General features: G+C 68.6%; 19 protein-coding genes. 14 read left to right on the top strand and 5 right to left on the bottom strand.

Annotated elements, in window-relative coordinates; all coding sequences use genetic code 11:
• Positions 1-514: 514 nt before the first annotated feature.
• Together ACQZ13_RS26335 and ACQZ13_RS26330 are read left to right on the top strand one after the other, a co-directional pair.
• On the top strand, positions 515-3,268 hold the full coding sequence (locus ACQZ13_RS26335; RefSeq protein ID WP_088407806.1) for a TonB-dependent receptor plug domain-containing protein: 2,754 nt from the start codon (positions 515-517) through the stop codon (positions 3,266-3,268).
• Between the two features lie 441 nt (positions 3,269-3,709).
• A complete protein-coding gene (locus tag ACQZ13_RS26330) occupies positions 3,710-6,637 on the top strand; it encodes a TonB-dependent receptor plug domain-containing protein (RefSeq protein WP_431048794.1) in 2,928 nt (975 codons plus the stop codon).
• Between the two features lie 85 nt (positions 6,638-6,722).
• Here the strand turns inward: ACQZ13_RS26330 and ACQZ13_RS26325 are convergent, their stop codons facing one another.
• Positions 6,723-7,682: a LysR family transcriptional regulator gene (locus ACQZ13_RS26325; RefSeq protein ID WP_431048793.1), complete on the bottom strand. Its 960-nt coding sequence runs from the start codon at positions 7,680-7,682 to the stop codon at positions 6,723-6,725.
• A gap of 139 nt (positions 7,683-7,821) precedes the next feature.
• Between ACQZ13_RS26325 and ACQZ13_RS26320 the strand changes: the two genes are divergently transcribed.
• A complete protein-coding gene (locus ACQZ13_RS26320) occupies positions 7,822-9,030 on the top strand; it encodes an MFS transporter (RefSeq protein ID WP_431048792.1) in 1,209 nt (402 codons plus the stop codon).
• A 59-nt stretch (positions 9,031-9,089) separates the two neighbouring features.
• On the opposite strand, the gene ACQZ13_RS26315 is transcribed toward ACQZ13_RS26320, so the two are convergent.
• From ACQZ13_RS26315 to ACQZ13_RS26305, 3 genes are all read right to left on the bottom strand, one after another.
• Positions 9,090-9,404: a type II toxin-antitoxin system RelE/ParE family toxin gene (locus ACQZ13_RS26315; protein ID WP_431048791.1), complete on the bottom strand. Its 315-nt coding sequence runs from the start codon at positions 9,402-9,404 to the stop codon at positions 9,090-9,092.
• Positions 9,382-9,669: a hypothetical protein gene (locus tag ACQZ13_RS26310; protein ID WP_431048790.1), complete on the bottom strand. Its 288-nt coding sequence runs from the start codon at positions 9,667-9,669 to the stop codon at positions 9,382-9,384. The genes ACQZ13_RS26315 and ACQZ13_RS26310 overlap by 23 nt, the downstream gene beginning before the upstream one ends.
• 120 nt (positions 9,670-9,789) lie before the next feature.
• Entirely contained in the window at positions 9,790-10,593 is an 804-nt protein-coding gene (locus ACQZ13_RS26305) for a TetR/AcrR family transcriptional regulator (RefSeq protein WP_431048789.1), read from the bottom strand.
• A gap of 215 nt (positions 10,594-10,808) precedes the next feature.
• On the opposite strand from ACQZ13_RS26305, the gene ACQZ13_RS26300 reads away from it, so the two are divergent.
• From ACQZ13_RS26300 to ACQZ13_RS26255, 10 genes are all read left to right on the top strand, one after another.
• The gene (locus ACQZ13_RS26300; RefSeq protein WP_431048788.1) at positions 10,809-12,416 is read left to right on the top strand and encodes a carboxyl transferase domain-containing protein; all 1,608 of its coding nucleotides are present in this window, start codon (positions 10,809-10,811) and stop codon (positions 12,414-12,416) included.
• Between the two features lie 32 nt (positions 12,417-12,448).
• Positions 12,449-12,994, top strand: a complete 546-nt coding sequence (locus ACQZ13_RS26295; RefSeq protein WP_431048787.1) for a GNAT family N-acetyltransferase — start codon at positions 12,449-12,451, stop codon at positions 12,992-12,994.
• Positions 12,991-14,232, top strand: coding sequence for an alpha/beta hydrolase family protein (locus ACQZ13_RS26290; protein ID WP_431048786.1), 1,242 nt, complete (start codon positions 12,991-12,993; stop codon positions 14,230-14,232). Before ACQZ13_RS26295 ends, ACQZ13_RS26290 begins: the two co-directional genes overlap by 4 nt.
• 8 nt (positions 14,233-14,240) lie before the next feature.
• The gene (locus tag ACQZ13_RS26285) at positions 14,241-15,053 is read left to right on the top strand and encodes an enoyl-CoA hydratase/isomerase family protein (RefSeq protein ID WP_431053403.1); all 813 of its coding nucleotides are present in this window, start codon (positions 14,241-14,243) and stop codon (positions 15,051-15,053) included.
• A 12-nt stretch (positions 15,054-15,065) separates the two neighbouring features.
• Positions 15,066-16,397: an adenosylmethionine--8-amino-7-oxononanoate transaminase gene (gene bioA, locus ACQZ13_RS26280; protein ID WP_431048785.1), complete on the top strand. Its 1,332-nt coding sequence runs from the start codon at positions 15,066-15,068 to the stop codon at positions 16,395-16,397.
• Positions 16,387-17,592, top strand: a complete 1,206-nt coding sequence (gene bioF, locus ACQZ13_RS26275; RefSeq protein ID WP_431048784.1) for an 8-amino-7-oxononanoate synthase — start codon at positions 16,387-16,389, stop codon at positions 17,590-17,592. The genes bioA and bioF overlap by 11 nt, the downstream gene beginning before the upstream one ends.
• On the top strand, positions 17,589-18,311 hold the full coding sequence (gene bioD, locus ACQZ13_RS26270) for a dethiobiotin synthase (RefSeq protein ID WP_431048783.1): 723 nt from the start codon (positions 17,589-17,591) through the stop codon (positions 18,309-18,311). Before bioF ends, bioD begins: the two co-directional genes overlap by 4 nt.
• Positions 18,308-19,393, top strand: a complete 1,086-nt coding sequence (gene bioB / locus ACQZ13_RS26265; protein WP_431048782.1) for a biotin synthase BioB — start codon at positions 18,308-18,310, stop codon at positions 19,391-19,393. The genes bioD and bioB overlap by 4 nt, the downstream gene beginning before the upstream one ends.
• 141 nt (positions 19,394-19,534) lie before the next feature.
• Positions 19,535-21,517 carry an acetyl/propionyl/methylcrotonyl-CoA carboxylase subunit alpha gene (locus ACQZ13_RS26260; protein WP_431048781.1) on the top strand — a complete coding sequence of 661 codons (1,983 nt, stop codon included), beginning with the start codon at positions 19,535-19,537 and terminating at the stop codon, positions 21,515-21,517.
• Between the two features lie 78 nt (positions 21,518-21,595).
• Positions 21,596-22,507, top strand: a complete 912-nt coding sequence (locus ACQZ13_RS26255; protein ID WP_431048780.1) for a hydroxymethylglutaryl-CoA lyase — start codon at positions 21,596-21,598, stop codon at positions 22,505-22,507.
• 51 nt (positions 22,508-22,558) lie between these two features.
• Here ACQZ13_RS26255 and ACQZ13_RS26250 read toward each other — a convergent pair whose 3' ends face one another.
• Positions 22,559-23,005 (bottom strand): VOC family protein, encoded by a 447-nt coding sequence (locus tag ACQZ13_RS26250; protein ID WP_088407822.1) that lies wholly within the window; start codon positions 23,003-23,005, stop codon positions 22,559-22,561.
• 163 nt (positions 23,006-23,168) lie between these two features.
• On the opposite strand from ACQZ13_RS26250, the gene ACQZ13_RS26245 reads away from it, so the two are divergent.
• Positions 23,169-23,750 carry a ComF family protein gene (locus tag ACQZ13_RS26245; RefSeq protein ID WP_431048779.1) on the top strand — a complete coding sequence of 194 codons (582 nt, stop codon included), beginning with the start codon at positions 23,169-23,171 and terminating at the stop codon, positions 23,748-23,750.
• The last annotated feature ends 7 nt before the right edge of the window (positions 23,751-23,757 follow it).

Raw genomic sequence — 23,757 nt, 5'->3', positions numbered from 1 at the left:
GGGGTTCCTCCTGGGGACGCCTGGGCGGATCCGCCGCGCCCGATCGCCCAGAAAAGGGGTCGGGTCTTGCGGCGGGGGTGCGCAAGCGTATCCCTTTCGAACTTTTCGCGTGCGGTGCCAGGTCATGACCCACCCGTCGCGGGTGACCCGGAAGGGTTAACTCGTAGAGGACAGGAAGAAGAGGGCGCCCCTCGCACCCGAATGGTGCCGATTTGCAAGCAGAGGGTTTTCCCTCCCTGGCACCGATGTCATCGCCCATTTCCGGGCCTGCTTCGCCCGCTTTTGCAGCAATCGGGCGTAAGGCGCCCTCGAATGCGAAGAGTGAATGCTACGAAGTGAACGATTGTTGCTGTTTTGCAATGGATGACGACGGACATGGGGCGGGGCGCTCCACAGAATCCGCCCCCTCGTGCCCATCGGGAAACCCCCAGGGCACGACCCGGCACCGACCCGGCTGCCGGTCCCCTCGGCCGATGCGATCCATCCGGCCCTTCATCAATTCGCAAGTGGAAGTATGAGAAAAGACAAACAGCTCTCCCTGTCCCTGAGCGCCGCCGCGGCGCTGCTGTGCTGCGTTCAAGTCGCGCAAGCCCAGGCCCAGGACACGACCCAGCTTCAGCGCGTCGAGGTGACCGGTTCCAACATCAAGCGTCTGGCGTCCGAAACCGCCTCGCCGGTGCAGGTCTACAACCGTGAAGAGATCCGCCGCACCGGCGCCAACACCGTGCGCCAGGTGCTGGACACGCTGACCTCGACCTCGAGCAGCGAGATCAAGGACGACGGCAACACCTCCAGCTTCGCCTCGGGCGCCTCGGGCGTGTCCATGCGCGGTCTGGGCAAGGGCGCCACGCTGGTGCTGCTGAACGGCCGCCGCGTCGCCAACTTCGGCCTGGCCGACGGCGCCAAGGACACCTTCGTCAACGTCGACTCGATCCCGGCGGACGCGGTCGAACGCGTGGAAATCCTCAAGGACGGCGCCTCCGCCATCTACGGCTCCGACGCGATGGCCGGCGTGATCAACATCATCACGCGCCGCTCGTACAACGGCGTCGGCGCCTCCGTCAGCACCACCTTCAACGAGCATCCGGCCGTCGGCGCGCAGCGCCAGGCCAGCCTGGTGGCCGGCTTCGGCGATCTGGACAAGGACCGCTTCAACGTCTTCGCCAACATCGAGGCCTACAAGCGCGACGGCTACACCGTCGCCGACGTGAAGGACGACTATCCGGCGTGGCACAAGGGCTTCTTCCTGTCGACCTTCGGCGACAAGAGCCTGAATTCCTACCCCGGCAACCTGCGCGTGGGCACGAACCGCGTGCCGGTGACCGGCTGCACGACGCTGAACGCGGCGGGCCAGTGCGTGACCGACCTGAACGGCCTGAATCCGGTGTCCGATCCGGCCAAGCGCGTGAACCTGTTCAGCGCCGGCCGCCTCAAGGTCACGGAAGACATCCAGGCCTTCGCCGAGGTGTCCTACTCGAAGACGACCACCGAGTACCTGACCGTGCCGATGGCCATCGGCGCCGGCGCCACCTCGCGCTGGTACGACGGCTTCAACAAGGTCGCGCAGTCGGTGCCGCATCCGGTGCTGTCGGCCACGAACCCGGCCAACCCGACCGGTTCGCCGGTGGGCATCGACTACCGTTTCATGGACGATCCCAACCTGTTCAACTATGACGGCACCGGCAAGCAGTACCGCGTGCTGACCGGCGTGCAGGGCACCTTCCGCGAGATGGACTGGGAAGTCTCTGTCGGCCGCAACGCCGCCGAGGCGGACAAGCTGGCCCGCTGGGGCTCGCGCGACCTGTTCACGGCCGTCGAGTCGGGCGAGTACAAGATCGGCGGCGGCAACAGCCGCGAACTGCTGGAACGCCTGTTCCCGATCAACGGCTCCCAGGGCAAGAACCACCAGACCTGGGTGGACGCCAAGCTGAGCGGCGAACTGCTGCAGCTGCCGGGCGGCCCGCTGGCCTTCGCGGTCGGCGCGGAGCATCGCCAGGAAGGCGTGCGCATCAAGTCCACGGACAACGTCCTGAAGGCGCAGATCGTGGGTCGCGGTTCGGTGCTGATCGACGGCGAGCGCAACCTCGAGGCCGCCTTCATCGAGCTGAACGCCCCGGTGCTGAAGAAGCTGGAGCTCAACGGCGCGCTGCGCTTCGACAAGGCCTCGGGCTTCGACGGCCGCGTGTCGCCCAAGCTCGGCGTGCGCTACGAAGTGCTGCCGCAGCTGCTGCTGCGCGGCACGGTGGCGGGCGGTTTCCGCGCGCCCAACATCCCCGAGACCCTGGGTCAGGTCGGCGTGACCGGCTTCTACAACCAGATGGTGGATCCGAAGCGCTGCGCCACCGCCACGGCGATCAACGACATCCTCAAGAACGGCACCGCCGCCGACAAGTCGGACGCCGCGCTGGCCCTGGCCAGCGGCTGCCGCGCGTCGCTGCCGGTGATGATCTCGGCCAATCCCAACCTCAAGCCGGAGACCTCCAAGAGCGTGACGCTGGGCTTCGTGTTCGAGCCGTCCAAGAACGCCTCGATCGCCGTCGACTACTTCAGCATCGAGCGCAAGAACGAGATCAACTCGCGGGATCCCGACTATGTGCTGGCGCGTGAAGGCCAGGCCGGCTACGAGTCGGTGATCAGCCGCGGTGCGCTGACCGCGCAGGAACTGGCCTGGGCGGCGCGCGCCAGCCAAGTGTCGGGCCAGTCGCTGACCTGGGGCGCGGGCCAGATCACTTCGCTGCTGCTGCAGTACGAGAACTTCGGCAAGACCGAGACCTCGGGCGTGGACATCGACCTGAAGGGCCGCGTCGCGGCGGGATCGTTCGGCACGCTGAACCTGGGCGTGGCGGCGACCTATGCGCTGACCTACAAGGCCTGGGACATCGACGCGAACAAGTGGCGACCCAACCAGGTCGGCATGTACGAGAACCCGCGTCTGAAGGCCGTGTTCTCGGCCGCCTGGAACAAGGGCGACTGGACCACCGGCGTGCGCTTCAACTACACGTCGCGCACCTCGCTGAACCGCAGCGAGGCCGACCTCGACACCTGGGGCGAGGCCGCCTGCCAGAGCAGCCTGAAGCCGGGCTCGCTGCCCTGCTACATCGACGAGGACATCCGCACCGACTTCAGCCTGGGCTACACCGGCATCAAGAACCTGCGCCTGTCGCTGAACATCAACAACCTGATGGGCGACGAGCGTCCGGTCAACCTGCGCGACGGCTACCGCATCCGTCCGCGCAGCTACAAGGTGGGCGCGTCCTACGACTTCTGATCGCTGCCGCGATCGCCTCGAAGCCCGGCCTCGGCCGGGCTTTTTTTCGTCCGTTCTTTCCGCCGTTGGTCGTCGTTCGGCTCCCCTCGGGCATGTCGGAATGGACACAAGGCGACTCGAAAAACCTGTCTTTCGACATCGGAGATGCCTTGGTCATGTCAATGACCCGGCATATCCGTGTGATTTGCGCCCGCATTTGAGGGGGTTTTTGGGGAGAGGGTTCACCCTGCTTTGGCCCATGACTTTCGGGTTTCTTCTTATAGGTCTGTCGCTCTTTTGCTGCGCGATGTAGCAAATGTTTAAGTCAGTGAACCACACGTTTGCGCTACTGAAAAAATCAGCTCACGCACCGCACCGGGCACATCGACCTGGGTGCGCTCTGCAACCGTTCGGGAAACAGCGCCATCACCGGGTGCGACCCCACTTCAGAAGAGGACCGCAATGTCTCGTCAACTTACCCACAGGGCGCTGGTACTCACCAGCATCGCGATCGCCAGCACGCTGGCCTGCGGCATCGCCGCCGCGCAGGAATCGCAACAACTGGAGCGCGTGGAAGTCACCGGCTCCAACATCCGCCGCACGGCGGCCGAAGGCACCTCGCCGATCGACCGGATCACCGCCGCGGAAATCCGCGCCAGCGGTGCGAAGACCGCGCTGGAACTGATGAAGATGGTGCCCGCGGTGGGCACCGACGGCTTCAACGACACCCCGACGCAGAACGGCTTCTCGCGCGGCGTCGCGACCGTCTCGCTGCGCGGCCTGAGCTCGACCTCGACGCTGATCCTGCTGAACGGCCGCCGCATCGTGCCGGCCGCCTACGCGAACCCGAACAACGGCACGTCGACGCTGTACGACCTGAACTCGATCCCGGCTTCGTCGATCGAACGCGTTGAAATCTTCAAGGACGGCGCGTCCGCGGTGTACGGCTCCGACGCGGTCGGCGGCGTCATCAACTTCATCACCAAGCAGGACTTCCAGGGCGCGCAGATGGGCGCCACGGTCGGCGCCAACGACGACGGCGAGTTCTCGCGCCAGACGGTCAACGGCAGCTTCGGCATCGGCGACTTCGCCAAGGACGGCTTCAACGTCCTGATCGGCGCGGACCTGACCCACCGCGGCCGCACGATGACCCGCGACGTCAAGGACATCCACGCCGACGACTACCGCGCGATCAACCTGCGTCTGAACCCGTTCGGCTCGAGCGTGTCCAACCAGGCCTTCTTCACGAAGGAATCGGCGCCCAACAGCCTGAACTTCCCGCAGAACACGGCCGCGTCCGTGGTCGTCAATCAGAAGAACTGCGATGCGTCGCGCCTGCTCACCGGCAGCGCCGTGCACGGCATCAGCACGCTGCCGCTGCTGGGCCGCCAGTTCTGCAACTTCAACCTCGACGACTTCAACGAGGCGCAGAACAAGGGCACCGACCTCAGCCTGATCAGCCGCGGTACCTTCCGCGTCACCAACGACATCACCGCCTTCGCCGAAGCGGGCTACTCGCGCGTCGAACGCGACTACCTGTCGGCCCCCCGCACCATCAGCGGCCTGAGCCCGACCAGCAACTTCGTGCTGGGCGGCGGCACCGTGCCCACGTACCAGGCGATCCTGCCGGTCGGCCATCCGGACAACCCGTTCAACAACGACGCCGTCCCGGGCCGCGCCGCGGTGCAGTACCGCTTCGAGAACGCCGCCGGCGGCACCAACCTGGTCAACCAGCAGTACCGCGCGCTGGCCGGCGTGAAGGGCTCGTTCGGTGCCTGGGACTGGGAAACCGCCCTGCTGTGGAACAAGGCCAAGCGCGACGAGACCACCAACGGCTTCCTGAACCTGGACGTGCTGCGCACGCTGCTGACCGGCCGCACCATCGCGGACGTGGCGGCCGACCCCAACCTGTCGCCGGCACTGACCAACAAGGCCGATTCGACGATCAAGCAGTGGGACGCCAAGGTCTCGACCGAATTCGGCTCGCTGCCGGGCGGCGCGATCGGCATGGCGACCGGCGTCGAACTGCGTCGTGAGTCCATCGGCATCGATCCGGATCCGCTGAACGCCGCGGGCAAGATCCTGGGCCTGGCCAACACGGCCGTCGAAGGCGGCCGCAACGTCAAGTCGGCCTTCATCGAATTCCGTACGCCCTGGTTCAAGTCCTTCGAAATGGACTTCGCCGGTCGCTACGACAAGTACGACAAGATGAAGGGCAACTTCGTGCCCAAGGTCGGCGCGAAGTGGACGGTCATCCCGACCCTGTCGTTCCGCGGCACGTACTCCGAAGGCTTCCGCGCTCCGGCGGTGTCGCAGGTCAGCGCCGGCGGCGCGCAGTTCTTCGTGAACGGCCTGATCGACCCGGTGCGTTGCGAGGAAGACGGCGTGACGCCCAAGCCCGGCGCGGCGGCTTCGGACTGCTCGAAGAGCGTGTCCGGTACCGGCGGCGCGAACCCGGCGCTCAAGCCTGAGAAGTCCAAGAGCCACTCGCTGGGCATCGTGTTCTCGCCCAGCAAGCACCTGGACTTCGTGATCGACTACTTCAACATCAAGAAGAAGGACGAAGTGGCGCTGGGTTCGGCGCAGGACGTGATCGACCATCCGGAACGTTACGCCCCGACCGCGCTGATCCGTGACACCAACCCGGCGCTGCTGCTCAACGGCGTGGCCGGCACGGGCCCGCTGCTGGTGGTCGCCACGCCGTGGACCAACCAGGGTTCGACGGAAGTGTCGGGCGTCGACTTCGAGGTCAAGACCAACCTGAACCTGAAGGAAGGCGTCCGCTGGACCAACCAGCTGCGCGGCACGTACATGACCAAGTACAGCCGTGTCGAAGTCCCGGGCTACGACGACAACAACCTGGTGGGCACCAACGGCGGCCTGTACGACTGGGCGACCTCGGCCGGCGACATCCCGCGCCTGAAGTTCCGCGCCACCTCGACGCTGGACATCGACAGCAAGCACTCGATCATGGGTGCGATGAACTGGATCAGCGGCGTGTCCTTCCTGCGTCACATGGACAGCTCGTCGAACCCGGCGATCATCTACAACGGCACGACCTGCCATTGGGGTGGCCCGAGCTCGGATCCGCGCATCACCGGCCGCACCACGCTGGGCGTGGCGCCGACGGCGACCAACGGCCGCGACCTGTACATCAACCGCTACCCGAACTGCGCGGTGGGCAAGTGGATGACCTTCGACGTGGCCTACACGTACACGGGCTTCAAGGATCTGGCGCTGACGCTGAACATCCAGAACATCGCCGACGAGAAGGCGCCGTACTACCCGACGACCAACAACAGCGCGACGGCCATCCCGGGCTGGAACGCCGGCATGCACAGCGGTACCGGCCGCTACTGGACGCTGAACGCCAGCTACAGCTTCAAGTGATCGAGGCCGGCTCCGGCCGGTTCGAACACCTGACCGAAAGGGACCGCAAGGTCCCTTTTTTTTCGTCTGTGCCTGCCGCTGCGGCTCAAGACCGCCGTTTCTTCTTCACGGGCAGCGGCGCGCGCACGCGGGCCTGGTCCCTGGAGTGCTCGAACCGCGCGGCCAGCGCGTCGATGAACAGCCGCGTGCGCGCCGGCAGCAGGCGGCGCGACGGGAACACGAGCTGCAGCGGGCCGACCTCGCCGGCCCATTCGGGCAGGACCTCGACGAGGCGGCCGTCGTCGAGTTCGTCGACCACGTCCCACACCGCGCGGCGGACCAGGCCCAGGCCCGCCAGCGCCCAGTCGTGCGCCTGCTCGCCGTTGTCGGTGACGAGCCGGCCTTGCACGGTGACCGTGCGCGGCGATGCCGATATCGAAGCATCGGCGGGCATGAACAGCCAGTCCGACTGGCGGGTGGCGATGCGCTCCTGGAGGATGCAGTCGTGGTCGACGAGGTCCTCGAGCGCGCGCGGCGTGCCGCGCCGGCGCAGGTAGTCCGGCGTTGCGCAGAGCACGCGCCGGTTGGGGCCGAGACGGCGGGCGACCAGCCGCGAATCCGCCGGACCGCCGATGCGCACGGCGCAGTCGAAGCCTTCCTCGATCAGGTCGACGAGCGCGTCGGACAGCGAGACCTGCACGGTGACGTCGGGGTGCTCGCGCATGAACTCGGCGGCGAGCGGTCCGACGCAGCGGCGACCCAGCGCGACGGTCGAGGTGACGCGCAGCAGCCCGCGCGCCTGCTGGCGACCTTGCGTGAGTTCGGCCTCGGCGTCGTCGATGTCGGCGAGGATGGTCTGGCAGCGTTCGAGGTAGATCGCGCCCTCGTCGGTCAGCGCGAGGCGCCGTGAGCTGCGCTGCAGCAGCCGCACGCCGAGCCGCGCTTCCAGCCGCGCCAGCCGCTTGCTGCCGACGGCGGGGGAGAAGCCCAGTTCCCGTCCCGCGGCGGACAGGCTGCCCGTCGCGACGGCGCGCACGAACAGGCGCATGTCGTCGAGTTCATTCATTCCGGATCTCCGTTGGCGATCGCATCATGCGGGCGCCATCTATTCCATTCTGGAACAGATGCTTATCCCTTCTGATGGATTCCCATCCGGGGAGCGACAGATCACAGTGCGGACCATTGAATCAACGTTGGAGTCTTCCGTGACCTCCCTCTCCACCACCCTGGACGATGCCGGCGCCAAACCGGCCGCGCGCGGCTTCCCGTTGCCGATCCTCGCGCTGGCGCTCGCGGCCTTCGCGATCGGCACGACCGAGTTCGTGATCATGGGTCTGCTGCCGGCGATGGCGCAGGACCTGGCGGTGAGCCTGCCGCGTGCGGGCCTGCTGGTGACCGGTTATGCGCTGGGCGTGGCGCTGGGCGCGCCGCCGCTGGCGGCGCTGAGCGCGGGCTGGCCGCGCAAGCGGGCGCTGCTGGTGCTGATCGCGCTGTTCATCGCGGGCAACGTGCTGTCCGCGATCGGCGGCGGCTACTGGACGGTGATGGCGGGTCGCATCGTCGCGGCGCTGGCGCACGGCTCCTTCTTCGGGATCGGTGCGGTGCTCGCGAGCGAACTGGTCGCGCCCGACCGCAAGGCCGGCGCCATTGCGCTGATGTTCACTGGCCTCACGCTGGCCAACGTGCTGGGCGTGCCCCTGGGCAACCTGATCGGCCAGGAATGGGGCTGGCGCGCGAGCTTCGGCGCGGTCGCCGGATTGGGCATCGTGGCGGCGATCGCGCTGGTCGCGCTGCTGCCGAAGACGAAGGACGCCGACACCGCCGCGCAAGCGGGCAACGACTGGTCGGTGCTCAAGCGCCCGCAGGTGCTGATCGCGCTGGCGCTGACGGCGGTCGGCTTCGGCGGCATCTTCACCGCGTTCACCTTCATCGCGCCGATGCTGTCGGAGGTCACCGGTCTGTCGACGGGCTGGATCACGGGCGTGCTGTTCCTGTTCGGCCTGGGGCTGACGATCGGCAACACGGTGGGCGGCAAGCTGGCGGACTGGAAGCTGATGCCGTCGCTGATGGGCGTGCTGGTCGCGCTGGCGATCGTGCAGGCGCTGCTGGCGGTGGTGCTCGACTGGCAATGGCCGACGATCGTGACCGTCTTCGTCTGGGGCATGGCCGCCTTCGCGACGGTGCCGGGACTGCAGATGCGCATGATGCAGCAGGCGCCCGATGCGCCGGCGCTGGTGTCGACGCTCAACATCGCGGCGTTCAACCTGGGCAACGCGGGCGGCGCGTGGCTGGGCGGGTGGATGCTGACGCACGGGGCTTCGCTGCGCTCGCTGCCGGTGGCGGGGGCAGGGCTTGCGGTGGTCGGGCTCGGCCTCGCTGTGCTCAGCGTCGTCATCGAACGACGCGCCCGCTGACTTCAGCGACGGCTGCAATGAGGAAGGGCGACCGCATGCGGTCGCCCTTTCGCTGGGAATCAGCTTGCCAGTGCAGAGGCTGACGGGTCCGGCCAGTTCTGACGCGTGTGAACGAGGTCCAGCACTTCGATGGCTTCGGGCGTCACGCGATACGGTACGAAGTAGTTGGGGGTGACGACGATCTCCCGGATCCCTTCCACTCGCGACGAGGCGCGATAGAGCATCGGGAACGACAAGGCCAACCGCAGCTTCTTGACGATCTGCCGGCCGAACTCTTCTGAGGCCAGTTGATTGTGTCGGGCCATTTCCTCGAGGATCAGATCGATGCGGAGCAGGGCGCGGGGGCGACATTCAATCGTTTTGGGATTGAGCATGGCGGCTCCTCATGTCCAGGAACTTGCGTTCCATCCAGTCGACGAAGTCATCGAAAGGAATGTTCGGGCGGGGGTCTTCGATCGAGAGGCGGATCTGCTCCTGATACCAGCAGTCCCAGGCTTCCTGATCAAAGTTGTCCTCGCCGATGCGCGGCGCGTATTGACCGGGGACGGAGGGTGGAGGGATATGCAGCGGCGCATGGCCAGTGCCCAGCAGCCCTTGAGCTGCTGGATCGATGTCGTGGTTCACGTTGTCGGTCTCCATGGAATGACTCGAAAGTCGGAGTCGTCATCGTTCCCGAACAGGGGTCGTCGAGCTATGACCTCAACTGCTGATCTTTTGACCTTCCCAGGTCTTGCGCGCCGGGGCGCGATGCGCTGAGGGTCAGGACTTGCCGTCGACGGCGTCAATGCCGCCGTCCAGTGCTTCCGCCACGCGGGCCTTCAGTCGACGAAGGGCCTTGAGTTCCTGGTCCGGCGCCTGTAGCGCCGGCCACAGCAGCGCGACCAGATCGCGCGCCGCCGCGTCCACCTGGATCTGCCGGCCGGCGATGATCACTTCCCACAGCATGTGCTCCATCGGCCCGAAGACCAGCGAGCGCAGCAGCCGCAGCGGGATGTCCTGCCGCACCTCGCCTTGCGCCTGGCCGCGCGCCAGCAGGTCCATGAGCGGCGCCGTGTAGCGCCGCTGCAGATCGACGAAGGCCGCGCCGAAGTCCTGGCCCTGGCTCTCACCGCGCGCCACCGGCGCCTCGCGCTTGCGGCCTTCCGACAGCACCAGCTCGCACAGCCCCGTGCCCTGGATCAGGAACAGCCGCAGGTGGGTGTGGACCACGAACTCCAACTGGTCCCGGATCGGCCGCTCGCGAGGCAGGCCCGATTCGATCGCCTCGATGATCTCGTCGTACCAGTCGCCGATCACCCGCATGCAGAGCTCGCGCTTGCCGCGGAAGTAGGTGAAGACCGTCGCCTCGGAGATCCCCAGCCGCTGCGCGATCTCGGTCGTCGTCGCGCGCTCGTAGCCGCGCTCGGCGAACACCGCCCGGCTCGCGCGCAGGATGTCCTTCACCCGCTGCTCGGCCTTCGCGCCCACCGGCGAGCGCCGCTGCGCGGGCAGGGCGGCTGCAGAGGGCGGATCGAGTCGGACGTCGAGGGAGGGATCCACTCGGGACAGCGGGGCGGGGCTCATGAGGAGCGCATTTTCCGGGTTTATTGAGCCGGGCTCAAGTCGGTGCGTTGGCGGCTGCAGTCCGGCTTGGAATCGTTCGCCATCTGGCTTATGCTTCGCGCCTTGCGTCACTCCGGCGATCCCGGAATCGCGCCTTCAGCCAGCGCTCCCCGTACCGAATTGAGCGCGGCTCATAAGACGGACGACCACCGTCCCCAGACCGGAGACCCAGACCCATGCCCCAGCTGCCCACCAAGCTCAACGCCCGCTCGGCCGACTTCAAGGCCAACGCGGACGCGATGCGCGGCCTGATCGACGACCTCAACGCCCGGCTGGCGAAGATCGCCGAGGGCGGCGGCGAGGCCGCGCGCGCCAAGCACGTCGGGCGCGGCAAGCTGCTGCCTCGGGACCGCGTGGAGATGCTGCTCGACCCCGGCACGCCCTTCCTGGAACTGGCGCCGCTGGCGGGCCTGGACATGTATGACAACGCCGCCCCGGGCGGCGGCGTGATCGCGGGCATCGGCCGGGTGTCCGGCGTCGAGTGCGTGATCGTCTGCAACGATGCCACCGTCAAGGGCGGCACCTACTACCCGATCACCGTCAAGAAGCACCTGCGCGCGCAGGAGATCGCCGACCAGAACCGCCTGCCCTGCATCTACCTGGTCGACAGCGGCGGCGCCAACCTGCCCAACCAGGACGAGGTCTTCCCGGACCGCGACCACTTCGGCCGCATCTTCTTCAACCAGGCCAACCTCTCCGCCAAGGGCATCCCGCAGATCGCCGTGGTGATGGGGTCCTGCACCGCCGGCGGCGCCTACGTGCCGGCGATGAGCGACGAGACCGTCATCGTCAAGAACCAGGGCACCATCTTCCTGGGCGGCCCGCCGCTGGTGAAGGCCGCCACCGGCGAGGTCGTCAGCGCCGAGGACCTGGGCGGCGGCGACGTGCACACGCGCCTGTCCGGCGTGGCCGACCACCTGGCCGAGAACGACACCCACGCGCTGGCGATCGCGCGCCAGTCCGTGGCGCGGCTGAACTGGCGCAAGCAGGGCGAGCTGCTGACGCAGACGCCGCAGGCGCCGGCCTACGACCCCGCCGAACTGCACGGCGTGATCCCCACCGACACCCGCAAGCCCTTCGACGTGCGCGAGGTCATCGCCCGCATCGTCGACGCCAGCGCCTTCGACGAATTCAAGGCCCGCTACGGCAACACGCTGGTCTGCGGCTTCGCCCACATCGAGGGCATGCCCGTGGGCATCGTCGCCAACAACGGCATCCTCTTCGCGGAGAGCGCCAACAAGGGCGCGCATTTCATCGAGCTCTGCTGCCAGCGCAAGATCCCGCTGGTGTTCCTGCAGAACATCACCGGCTTCATGGTCGGCCGCAAGTACGAGAACGAAGGCATCGCCCGCGCCGGCGCCAAGATGGTGACGGCGGTCGCGTGCGCGCAGGTGCCCAAGTTCACCGTGATCATCGGCGGCAGCTTCGGCGCCGGGAACTACGGCATGTGCGGCCGCGCCTACTCGCCGCGTTTCCTGTGGATGTGGCCGAACGCCCGCATCTCGGTCATGGGCGGCGAGCAGGCCGCGTCGGTGCTGGCGACGGTCAAGCGCGACGGCATCGAGGGCAAGGGCGGCCAGTGGTCCGCGGACGAGGAAGAAGCCTTCAAGGCGCCGATCCGCCAGCAGTACGAGGACCAGGGCCATCCGTACTACGCCAGCGCCCGCCTGTGGGACGACGGCGTCATCGATCCCGCCGACACGCGCCGCGTGCTGGCGCTGGGCCTGTCCGCCGCGCTGAACGCCGAGATCCCCGAGACGAAGTTCGGCGTGTTCCGGATGTAAGGTGCCGACCTCTTCCTGAACGCCTTCCAACGATGAACGACCTGACCCTGCGTCCGCTGAGCCCCGAGGATTCCATCGAGGCCCTGACCGCGCTGCTGCACGTGGCCTACGCGTCGCTGGCGGCGCAGGGCTGGAACTTCACGGCCGTCGACCAGAGCGTCCAGACGACGCGCGAGCGCGTGGCGTCCGGCCAGGCCTTCGTCGCGCTGAACGCGGACGGCGCGCTGGTGGGCACGGTCACGGTGGCGCCGCCCAAGCGGCCCGACGGTCGTTACCTCGGCGATCCCGTGCCCGAGTGCTACACGCAGGCCGACACGGCGATCCTGGCCCAGCTGGCGGTGCATCCGTCGTGCCGGGGGCAGGGCGTCGGCGAGCGTCTGATGGACGTCGCGGAAGCCTGGGCGCGCGCGCAAGGCTATGCGCATGTGGCGCTGGACACGGCCGTGCCTGCCGAGGCGCTGCGCCGCCGCTACGAGCGCCGCGGCTACGCGCTGATCGGCGACGTGCAATGGGCCGGCAAGACCTATCGCAGCGTGCTGATGCGCAAGGCGCTGGGCGGCGATGGAGCCGTGGCATGAGGCTGACATCGATGCCTCGCATCGCGAGCCGCCTGCGAGTCGGTTGGCTGGCTGCCGTCGTCGGCGCGAGCATCCCGGCCTTTGCCGCCGGCGTCGCGCCCATCGTGCAGACATCGGCCCCGACCGCCCCCGCGCCCGAGCGCCTGGCAACCGACATCCGCGAATCCGTCATCCGCGTCCAGGCGATCGTCGAGGACCACCGCGGGCAGACGCTGATCGGGGACCTCGTGGTAACGACCTACCGGCCGCCCGGTCCGGGGCCGTTCCCGCTGGTCGTGCTGAACCACGGCCGTCCCGCCGCTTCCGAACAGGAGCGCGCCGCCGTCAAGCGACAGCGCCTCGAAAGCGCCTCGCGCTTCTTCGTCCGCAAGGGCTTCGCGGTGGCCGTGCCGACCCGGCTGGGGTACGGCGACACGGCCGCGAAGGGCGACCCCGATTCCAGCGTGCGCTGCGACGTGCCCCAGTACAAGGTGGCCGCCAAGGCGCTGGCCACGCAGGTCGCCGCGGTCGTGCGCTTCATGCAGTCGTCCGTCGACATCGACGCGCAGCGCGTCGTGGTGATGGGCCAGTCGGTCGGCGGCTTCGCGGCGATGGCGGCGACCGGCGAGCGCATCCCGGGGCTGGTCGCGGCGATCGACTTCGCCGGCGGCTACGGGCCCGGCCCCGGCGCGAACGCCGGCGAGCCGTGCCGTCCGGAAGAACTTGCCAACCGCTTCCACGACTTCGGTCGCCGCGCGTCCCACGGTCGCGAGGCGGTACCGACCTTGTGGGTGTTCACCGGGAACGACCAGTTCATCGCCGCCAAGTACCAGGAGCGCTGGGCCCAGGCCTACCGCGACGGCGGCGGCCGGGCGCAGACGCACCTGATGCCGGCCTTCGGCGAGGAAGGCCACCTGCTGTTCGCGCGCGGCAACGACCTCTGGCAGCCGATCGTCGACGAGTTCCTGCAGCCGCTCGGCTTCCCGATTCCCGGCGCCCTGCCGATGCCGCAGGGCGGCGCCGTCTCGATCGACGACACCTCGGCGCTGCCGTCCGACGGGCGCGTGATCAACGGCTATCGCAAGTTCCTGGCGGCGAAGGAGCCGCGCGCCTTCGCCACCAACGGCCGCCATTGGGGACTCGCCACGGGCGACGACGCGCAGTCCCATGCGCTCGCGCTGTGCGACCAGCTCACCGACGGCGAGGAGCGCTGCCGCCTCTACGCCGTCAACCGGACCGTCGTCTGGAGCCACCCATGACCTCGACCATGACCAAGAACGAATTCACCCCCACCACGCTGCGCGTCGAGCGTTCCGGCCCGAACGACGCGGTCGCCCGCGTCACGCTGAACCGCCCCGACGTCCGCAACGCCTTCAACGACACGGTCATCGGTGAACTCACCGCGGTGTTCGAGTCGCTCGGGGCCGATCCGTCGCTGCGCGCGATCGTCCTGGCCGCCGAGGGCAAGGCCTTCTGCGCCGGCGCCGACCTGAACTGGATGAAGGCGATGGCCGGCTACAGCTGGGACGAGAACCACGCCGACGCCGGCCGCCTCGCCCACATGCTGTGGACGCTCTACAGCTGCCCGGTGCCGGTGATCGCGCGCGTGCAGGGCGATGTCTACGCCGGCGGCGTCGGGCTGGTATCGGTGTGCGACATCGTCGTCGCGGCCGAGTCCGCCGGCTTCTGCCTGTCCGAGGCCAAGCTCGGCCTGCTGCCCGCCACCATCGGGCCCTACGTCGTGCGCGCGCTGGGCGAGCAGGCCTCGCGCCGCTACTTCGTGACGGCGGAGCGCTTCTCCGCGGCCGAGGCGCATCGCCTGGGCCTGGTCCACGAACTGGCCGCCGACCCCGAGGCGCTGGACGCGAAGGTCGACGCGCTCGTCGCCTCGCTGCTGGCCAACGGCCCGGCGGCGGTGCGGGGGTGCAAGCGCCTGGTCCAGGACGTGGCCCACGCGCCCATCACGGCGACGCTGCGCGACGACACCGCGCGCCGCATCGCCGACATCCGCGCCAGCGCCGAAGGGCGCGAGGGCGTGCAGAGTTTCCTGTCGAAAGGCAAGCCCTCCTGGCTGGCCTGAAAGTTCTCCTGAATGTCTGAAGCAGTACGACAAGATTGGCAACGCCGCAGCCTCGCGGCGGTCTGGCACCCGTGCACGCAGATGGCGCGCGCGCAGGACGTGCCGCCGCTGCCCATCGCCCGGGGTGACGGCCCCTGGCTGTTCGATCACGAGGGTCGGCGTTATTTCGACGCCAACAGCTCCTGGTGGGTCAACCTGTTCGGCCATGCCGACCGGGGCCTGAACGACGCGATCAAGCATCAGCTCGACACGCTGCCGCACGTGATGCTGGCCGGCTGCACGCACGAGCCGGCGGTGCGACTGGCCGAGCGCCTGTCCGCGCGCACCGGCGGCGCGCTGGGCCACCTGTTCTTCGGCAGCGATGGGGCCTCGGCGGTCGAGATCGCGTTGAAGCAGAGCTTCCATTCCTGGCGCAATCGCGGTCTGACGGACAAGCGGGAGTTCGTCTGTCTGAAGAACGGCTATCACGGCGAGACCATCGGCGCGCTGGCCGTCACGGACGTGGCAATCTTCCGCGACGCCTACGACCCGCTGCTGATGCGCAGCCACATCGTGACGTCGCCGGATCAGCGGCTGGGCAACGAGGCGCAGGCGATCGACGAGATGCGCGCGCTGCTCGCGGACCGTCACGACCACATCGCCGCCGTCATCGTCGAGCCGCTGGTGCAGGGCGCCGCGGGCATGTCGATGTATGCGACCAGCTACCTGAAGGCGCTGCGTGCGTTGTGCACCGAGTTCAAGGTGCATCTGATCGCGGACGAGATCGCCGTCGGCTGCGGCCGCACCGGCACCTTCTTCGCGTGGGAGCAGACAGCGCCTGCGACGAAGGCGGACTGGCCCGACTTCGTGCTGCTCTCCAAGGGCATCACCGGCGGCACGATGCCGCTGTCGCTCGTGCTGACGACCGACGACGTCTACGAGGCCTTCTGGTCGCAGGACGTGACGCGCGGTTTCCTGCACTCGCACAGCTACACGGGCAATCCGCTGGCGTGTGCGGCGGCGAACGCGGTGCTGGATCGTTTCGACGCGGGCCAACTGGAACGCAACCAGCAGCAGGCGGCATGGCTCACCGAAGCTTTCGCGCCGCTGGCCGACTATCCTCGCGTGACGCACCTGCGCCAGCGCGGAATGATCCTGGCCTTCGACATCAACCCGAAGACGACGGCACCGGTCGAGCGCTTCTCCGAGAAATTCCATCTCGCGGCACGCCGGCATGAGCTGCTGATCCGACCGATCGGCCAGACCGTTTACCTGATGCCGCCGTACCTGATCGACGAAGCAGCCGCGAAGTTCCTCGCGAACGCCGTGGTCGCAACGCTGGAGGAGGTGCTCCATGCTGCTTGATCACCTGCAAGCCAAGCTGGACGCGATCCGCGCCCAGGACCTGACGCGCTTCACCCGCATCGCCGAGACCGGCACCGCGCCGCGCCAGACGGTGCGCGGCGCCGACGGATTCGCGCGCGAGCTGACGATGTTCTGCAGCAACGACTACCTCGGCCTGGCCGCGCATCCGGCGGTAGCCGACGCGCTGATCGAAGGCGCGCACGTCTACGGCGGCGGCTCCGGCGCGTCGCCGCTGGTGAGCGGCCATTCGCGCGCGCACCACGACGTGGAAGCGCTGCTGGGCCGCTGGTTCGAGCCGCACATCCCCAGCGCCAAGGCGATCGGCTTCTGCACCGGCTACATGGCCAACCTGGCCGTGGTGACCGCGCTCGGCGATGCCGACGCGGAGATCTTCAGCGAGACGCTGAACCACGCCTCGCTCATCGACGGCACGCGGCTGGCGAAGGCCAAGGTCTCGCGCTACGCGCATTGCGATGTCGAGGACCTGCGCACGCAGCTCGCGGCCAGTTCGGCGCGCGTGAAGCTGATCGTCACCGACGCCGTCTTCAGCATGGACGGCGACATCGCACCGCTGCCGGCGCTGCTGGCCGCGGCCGAGGAATTCGACGCCTGGCTGATCGTCGACGACGCGCACGGGCTGGGCGTGCTCGGCGAGAACGGCGTCGGCTCGCTGGAGCACTTCCAGCTGCGCAGCGAGCGGCTGATCCTCGTCGGCACGCTGGGCAAGGCGGCGGGACTCGCCGGGGCCTTCGTCGTCGCGCATTCGACGATCACCGACTTCCTGCTGCAGGCGGCGCGCAACTACATCTTCTCGACGGCCTCGCCGCCGGCGGTGGAACACGCGCTGCTGACCAGCCTGGCGCTGATCCGCGGCGACGTCGGCCGCGCGCGCCGCGCGTCGCTGCGGGCGCTGCAGGCGCGCTTGCGCGACGGCATCGTCGCCATGCTCGATCGCCATCCGACGCTGAGCTGGAAACTCGCCGACTCGCAGACGCCGATCCAGCCGCTGATCGTCGGCGGCAACGCCGAGGTGATGGCGCTCGCCGCCGCGCTGGAGCGCGAAGGCCTGCGGGTGCCCGGCATCCGCCCGCCAACGGTGCCCAAGGGCGAAGCGCGGCTGCGCATCACGCTGTGCGCGACGCACACCGATGCGGATGTCGATCGCCTCGTCGCGGCGCTGGAGGCCTGCGCATGAGCACGTTGCATCCGCTCCACGGCTTCTTCATCACCGGCACCGACACCGAGATCGGCAAGACCTGCATCACCGCCGGCCTGACGCGTGCGTTCGACGGCCTGGGCCGCTACGTGACGCCGATCAAGTCGCTGGCCGCGGGCCAGACCCAGAACGCCGACGGCGTCTGGGTCAACGAGGACGTCGCCCAGTTGCACGCCGCGCAGACGCAGGGCATGACGATGGACGAGGTCGGCCCGCTGCAGTTCCGCGAGCCCTGCGCGCCGCACATCGCCGCGAAGCTCGAAGGCCGCGCCATCGATCGCACCGCGCTGCTGGCCGCCATCCGGCGATCGGCCTCCAAGGGCGACTTCGCGCTGATCGAAGGCGTCGGCGGCTTCCGCGTGCCGCTCACCGACGACTGGGACACCGCCGACCTGGCCGTCGACCTGGCGATGCCGGTGGTGCTCGTCGTCGGCCTGAGGCTGGGCTGCATCAACCACGCGCTGCTGACGGCCGAGGCCGTCCTCGCGCGCGGCCTGCGCCTGGCCGGCTGGGTCGCCAACACCGCCGACCCCCATCAACCCCATGTGGCGGACAATCTGGCCGCCTTGCACGCCCGGCTCGACCAGGGCCTGGGCGTGCCGTGCTGGGGCCATGTGCCCCGGCTCCCCGATCCCTCTCCCGCGGCCGTGGCCGCGCACCTGCAGCAGCCGCTGCTGTTGAACGCATTGAAAGCATGACGATGAAGCAGACCGTCAACCAGATCCAGACGCTGACGCCCACCACCGACGAGCAACGTCGCAACGCCAAGCCCTGGACCGTCAACGAGATCGCCGCGCTGTTCGAGCTGCCGTTCAACGACCTGCTGTTCCGCGCGCAGCAGGTGCATCGCGAGCATTTCGATCCGAACGCGGTGCAGCTGTCCACGCTGCTGTCCATCAAGACCGGCGGCTGCGAGGAGGACTGCAAGTACTGCCCGCAGTCGGCCCACTTCGACACCGGCCTGAAGGCCGAGAAGCTGATCCCGCTGCAGGAGGTGATGGAAGCCGCCCGCGCCGCCAAGGCCAACGGCGCGACCCGCTTCTGCATGGGCGCCGCCTGGCGCTCGCCGAAGGAGCGCCACCTGGAGGCCATCGGCGAGATGATCTCCGAGGTCAAGGCCATGGGCCTGGAGACCTGCCTGACTGCCGGCATGCTGGGCGACGGCCAGGCCGAGCAGCTGCGCGAGGCGGGGCTGGACTACTACAACCACAACCTCGACACCTCGCCGGAGTTCTACGGCCAGATCATCACGACGCGCACCTACCAGGACCGCCTGGACACGCTGGAGCGCGTGCGCGGCGTCGGCCTGAAGGTGTGCTCGGGCGGCATCGTCGGGATGGGCGAGACCCGCCGCCAGCGCGCCGGCCTGATCGCGCAACTGGCCAACCTGGATCCGTATCCGGAGTCGGTGCCCATCAACAACCTGGTGCAGGTCGAAGGCACGCCGCTGGCGGGCACCGAGGCGCTGGATCCGTTCGAGTTCATCCGCACGATCGCGGTGGCCCGCATCACGATGCCGCGCGCGATGGTCCGCCTGTCCGCCGGTCGCGAGGAGATGCCCGAGACCATGCAGTCGCTGTGCTTCCTGGCCGGCGCGAACAGCATGTTCTACGGCGACAAGCTGCTGACCACCAGCAACCCGCAGGCCGAGAAGGACCGGAAGCTGATCGACCGCCTCGGCATGCATTGCGCGACGGAAGCCGAGCTGAGCGCCGACACCGTGCCCGGCTGCGCGCCGGTGGGCGAGGACGCCGCGGCGTCCTGCGGCCATCGCCATTGATCTGAACCGACCTGACGAGCACGGCGGCAACGACTGCCGTGCCGCGTCGGACGACGGCGAAGCGCCGGCGTCCAGACGCACCCGGCGCGAAGCGGTCACGAGCCGCGACGCGCCGAGGACCCGAAACATGAGGAGACACCCGTGTTCAAGAAGATCCTGATCGCCAACCGCGGCGAAATCGCCTGCCGCGTCGCCGCCACGGCGCGCCGTCTCGGCGTGAAGACCGTCGCCGTCTATTCCGACGCGGACGCCGATGCGCGTCACGTCCAGGCCTGCGACGAGGCCGTGCGCATCGGCGGCCCCGCGCCGCGCGACAGCTACCTGCAGTGGCAGCGCATCCTCGATGCCGCCAAGGCCACGGGCGCGCAGGCCGTGCATCCGGGCTACGGCTTCCTCAGCGAGAACGAGGAGTTCGCGCAGGCCTGCGCGGATGCGGGGCTCGTGTTCATCGGCCCGCCGCCGTCGGCGATCCAGGCGATGGGTCTGAAGGCTGAATCCAAGCGCCTGATGGAGCTGGCCGGCGTGCCGCTGGTGCCGGGCTATCACGGCGCGGATCAGGATCCGGCGCTGCTGCGTCGAGAAGCCAATCGCATCGGCTTCCCGGTGCTGATCAAGGCCAGCGCGGGCGGCGGCGGCAAGGGCATGCGGGCGGTCCACGCGGACGAGGAATTCGACGCCGCGCTCGCGTCGTGCAAGCGCGAGGCGATCAACAGCTTCGGCGACGACGCGGTGCTGATCGAACGCTACGTGCAACGCCCGCGTCACATCGAGATCCAGGTCTTCGGCGACAGCCACGGCGATTGCGTCTACCTGTTCGAGCGCGACTGCTCGGTGCAGCGTCGGCATCAGAAGGTGCTGGAGGAAGCGCCGGCGCCCGGCATGACGGCGGAGCGCCGCGCCGAGATGGGTGCTGCCGCGGTCTCGGCCGCGAAGGCGGTCGGTTACCAGGGCGCGGGGACCGTCGAGTTCATCGCCGAACAGGACGGCCGCTTCTACTTCATGGAGATGAACACGCGGCTGCAGGTCGAGCATCCGGTGACGGAGGCGATCACCGGGCAGGATCTCGTCGAATGGCAACTGCGCGTGGCGGCCGGCGAGCCGCTGCCGCTGAAGCAGGACCAGCTGCGCATGCACGGCCACGCGATCGAGGCCCGCATCTGCGCCGAGAACCCCGAGGGCGGTTTCCTGCCCGCGACCGGCACGCTGTCGGTGGCGCGCTGGCCGGCGCATGAGGCGTTCCAGCGGGCGGGCGTGCGCATCGATTCGGGCGTGGGCGAGGGTGACGCGATCAGCCCGTTCTACGACTCGATGATCGCCAAGCTGATCGTCTGGGGCGAGACGCGCGAGCAGGCGCTGGCGCTGCTGGACGCGTCGCTGCGCGACACGCACATCGTCGGCCTGCACACCAACGTCGCGTTCCTGCGCCGCTGCGCGGCGACGGCGTCGTTCACCAACGCCGATCTGGACACCGCGCTGATCGAGCGCGAGAAGGCCGTGCTGTTCGGCCAGCCGGGCCTGCCGCTGGCGGACGCCGCGGCGGCTGTCGTGGCGCACACGCTGGCGGAAGAGGCGCTGACCGAATCCACCGATCCGTGGAGCCGCCGCGACGGATGGCGGATGTTCGGCGCGGCGCAGCGCCGCTTCGAGCTGGACGTCGACGGCGAGCATCACCAGGTGCTGCTGGCGCGTCACCATCACGGCAGCCTGTCGCTGAACGTCGGCGGCGAGTCGATCGTGCTGGCGGTGCGTTCGAAGGGGCCGGAGCAGCATGAGCTCTACCTGGGCGAGCGTCGCGTCACTGTCTCGACCTACAAGGTGGGCGAGCAGGTCGCGGTGTTCGGCGCGCACGGCTCGGCGTTGGTGACCGAGGTCGACGTCATCGCCCACGCGGGTCAGGGTCAATCGGAAGCCGGTCGGCTGACCGCGCCGATGCCCGGCAAGCTGGTGGCTTTCCTGGCGCAACCCGGCGACGCGATCACCAAGGGCCAGCCGCTGGCGGTGATGGAAGCGATGAAGATGGAACACACGATCACCGCGCCGCGCGACGGCGTGGTGGCGGAGTTGCTGTTCGCGATCGGCGACCAGGTCGGCGACGGCGCCGAGCTGCTCCGGCTGCAGTCGTGAGGCCGTTGGCCCTCACCCCCGCCCTCTCCCGCAAGCGGGAGAGGGAGTAAGCCAGACAGTCAGCCAGAGGATCAAGCCATGACGACATTGCCTACCCGCGTCACCCTCGTGGACGTCGGCCCGCGCGACGGCCTGCAGAACGAGAAGGAGAACGTCGGCACGGCCGACAAGGCCCGGCTCGTTTCGCTGCTGCAGGACGCCGGTCTGAAGGAGATCGAGGTCACCAGCTTCGTCTCGCCGAAGTGGGTGCCGCAGATGGCGGACAACACGGCGGTGATGGCGGCGATCGAGCGCCGGCCCGGCGTGCGGCACAGCGTGCTGGTGCCCAACATGAAGGGCCTGGAAGGCGCGCTGCCGACGAAGCCCGACGAGATCGTCGTCTTCGCGGCGGCGTCGGAGGCCTTCTCGCAGAAGAACATCAACTGCTCGATCGCCGAGAGCATCGAGCGTTTCGCGCCCGTGGTGGCTGCGGCGCACGAGGCCGGCATCAAGGTGCGCGGCGCGCTGTCGTGTTCCGTCGGATGCCCGTACCAGGGCGATGTCTCGGCGGATGAGGTCGAACGCGTCGTCCAGCTGATGAAGGCCATCGGCGTGGACCACCTCGGCGTTGCCGACACGATCGGCGTCGGCACGCCGCGCAAGGTGCAGGCCGCGATGGAGCGGGCGTTGAAGCACTACCCGCTGGTCGAGGTCAGCGGTCATTTCCACGACACCTACGGCCAGGCGCTGACCAACATCTACGCCTGTCTGGAGATGGGCATCCACACCTTCGACGCGAGCGTCGCCGGCCTCGGCGGCTGCCCGTACGCGAAGGGCGCGACCGGCAACGTCGCGACCGAGGACGTGGTGTTCCTGCTGAACGGCCTGGGCATCGAGACCGGCATCGACATCGACAGGCTGGTCGACGCCGGCGCGTTCATCTCCGGCGTGCTGGGCCGCCCGCCCGTCTCGCGCGTGGGGAAGGCGATCCTGGCGAAGCGCAAGGGGTGAGCCGACGGGAGCGCGCGGCGCGATGCCGGGCTCCCCGCCGACCAGGAACGTTCAACCCCTGATCCGTTCCACGAACCACCACAGGTGCCCGCCGAGGTCGAGCACGCCGTAGCTCTTGTCGGCCCAGTACTCGGGGCCGTAGTCCTCGATCTTCGGTTCGTAGACGATGGTGGCGCCCGCCGCGCGCGAGCGCTCGCAGTGCGCGGCGGCGTCGTCGACATACACCATCAGGCTCTGCGTGTTGGCGCCGCCCACGCCCTTGGGGCTGCGCAGCGGGATGCCGAAGCGCTGCGAGCGCTCCCCCTCGCCGCCTTCGCTGACCATGATCAGCGCCTCGCCGTAGGTGAGCTGGCTGTGCACGACCGAACCGTCGTCGCCGTCCACCCGCAGCTGCACCTCGAACCCGAAGGCCTTGCACAACCACGGGATCGCCTCGGCGGCGCTGTCGTAGAACACGGCGCTGGACAGACGCGGCCAGCCGGCAGGCGTGGGTTTCATCGCAACTCCTGAGCATCGGTTTCGGGACCAGGCGAAGCTTCAGCATAGGCGATCAACCCGCCCGGAGTCATGCGATCCCGAGCTGGCGCGCATGACGAGTGCATCTCGAACCATCCGTTCGACCCGCCAACCAAGCGCCTTTCCACGTTCGAAAGGCGTTTCGATGAAAGTCTCCCTGCGACAGATCGACGGTCCGTGGTCGGCGGGTTTCGTGCTCGACAAGCAGATGCTCTGCAGCGTCTATCTGGGGAATGACAGCGAGGGCCGCCCGAGGTTCGACCACACCCGCACCGACGCCGGCGAGGCGCTGTTCCAGCTGAAACACCGCGGCGACAAGTCGCAGGCCGAGCCGCTCGCCCGCGCGGTGCGCAACTTCATCCTGCCGCGCCTCGGGCCGATCGGCTTCATCGTGCCGATGCCGCCGTCGCGCGTGCGTCCATGGCAGCCGATGTCGCTGGTCGCGCGCGAGCTGGCGCTGCAGCTGCGTGTGCCCGTGTTCGAGCGGCTGCTGCTCAAGACGCCCCTGTCGCGCCCGTTGAAGGACTTCCCGACGCGCGAGGAAAGACTGCTGGCCCTGACCCACGCCTTCTCGCTGCACGACGAGATCCGCAACCAGGGACTGTGGAACGCCCTGCTGATCGACGACGTCGTCGACAGCGGCACCACCATGGAGGCGGCCAGCCTGCTGCTGCGCAAGTACCGCAAGATCGATCAGCTGTTCGTGGCCGCGCTGACCTGGGCATGAGGACGGT

Origin of the sequence: Roseateles sp. L2-2 (genome assembly GCF_050613215.1) — a bacterium.
In the GTDB taxonomy this organism is placed as follows: Bacteria; Pseudomonadota; Gammaproteobacteria; order Burkholderiales; family Burkholderiaceae_C; genus Roseateles; species Roseateles noduli.
The sequence above is the reverse complement of the archived record's forward strand: the minus strand, read 5'-3'. Positions and strand labels throughout refer to the sequence as shown.

Bases quoted from the DNA above. Each gene is read 5' to 3' on its own strand.
- bioF (WP_431048784.1), top strand. From the start codon at position 16,387: ATGCTGCTTGATCACCTGCAAGCCAAGCTGGACGCGATCCGCGCCCAG.
- ACQZ13_RS26325 (WP_431048793.1), bottom strand. From the start codon at position 7,682: ATGAATGAACTCGACGACATGCGCCTGTTCGTGCGCGCCGTCGCGACG.
- ACQZ13_RS26285 (WP_431053403.1), top strand. From the start codon at position 14,241: ATGACCAAGAACGAATTCACCCCCACCACGCTGCGCGTCGAGCGTTCC.
- bioA (WP_431048785.1), top strand. From the start codon at position 15,066: ATGTCTGAAGCAGTACGACAAGATTGGCAACGCCGCAGCCTCGCGGCG.
- bioD (WP_431048783.1), top strand. From the start codon at position 17,589: ATGAGCACGTTGCATCCGCTCCACGGCTTCTTCATCACCGGCACCGAC.
- ACQZ13_RS26300 (WP_431048788.1), top strand. From the start codon at position 10,809: ATGCCCCAGCTGCCCACCAAGCTCAACGCCCGCTCGGCCGACTTCAAG.
- ACQZ13_RS26245 (WP_431048779.1), top strand. From the start codon at position 23,169: ATGAAAGTCTCCCTGCGACAGATCGACGGTCCGTGGTCGGCGGGTTTC.
- ACQZ13_RS26315 (WP_431048791.1), bottom strand. From the start codon at position 9,404: ATGCTCAATCCCAAAACGATTGAATGTCGCCCCCGCGCCCTGCTCCGC.
- ACQZ13_RS26335 (WP_088407806.1), top strand. From the start codon at position 515: ATGAGAAAAGACAAACAGCTCTCCCTGTCCCTGAGCGCCGCCGCGGCG.
- ACQZ13_RS26250 (WP_088407822.1), bottom strand. From the start codon at position 23,005: ATGAAACCCACGCCTGCCGGCTGGCCGCGTCTGTCCAGCGCCGTGTTC.
- ACQZ13_RS26310 (WP_431048790.1), bottom strand. From the start codon at position 9,669: ATGGAGACCGACAACGTGAACCACGACATCGATCCAGCAGCTCAAGGG.
- bioB (WP_431048782.1), top strand. From the start codon at position 18,308: ATGACGATGAAGCAGACCGTCAACCAGATCCAGACGCTGACGCCCACC.
- ACQZ13_RS26255 (WP_431048780.1), top strand. From the start codon at position 21,596: ATGACGACATTGCCTACCCGCGTCACCCTCGTGGACGTCGGCCCGCGC.
- ACQZ13_RS26295 (WP_431048787.1), top strand. From the start codon at position 12,449: ATGAACGACCTGACCCTGCGTCCGCTGAGCCCCGAGGATTCCATCGAG.
- ACQZ13_RS26330 (WP_431048794.1), top strand. From the start codon at position 3,710: ATGTCTCGTCAACTTACCCACAGGGCGCTGGTACTCACCAGCATCGCG.
- ACQZ13_RS26290 (WP_431048786.1), top strand. From the start codon at position 12,991: ATGAGGCTGACATCGATGCCTCGCATCGCGAGCCGCCTGCGAGTCGGT.
- ACQZ13_RS26305 (WP_431048789.1), bottom strand. From the start codon at position 10,593: ATGAGCCCCGCCCCGCTGTCCCGAGTGGATCCCTCCCTCGACGTCCGA.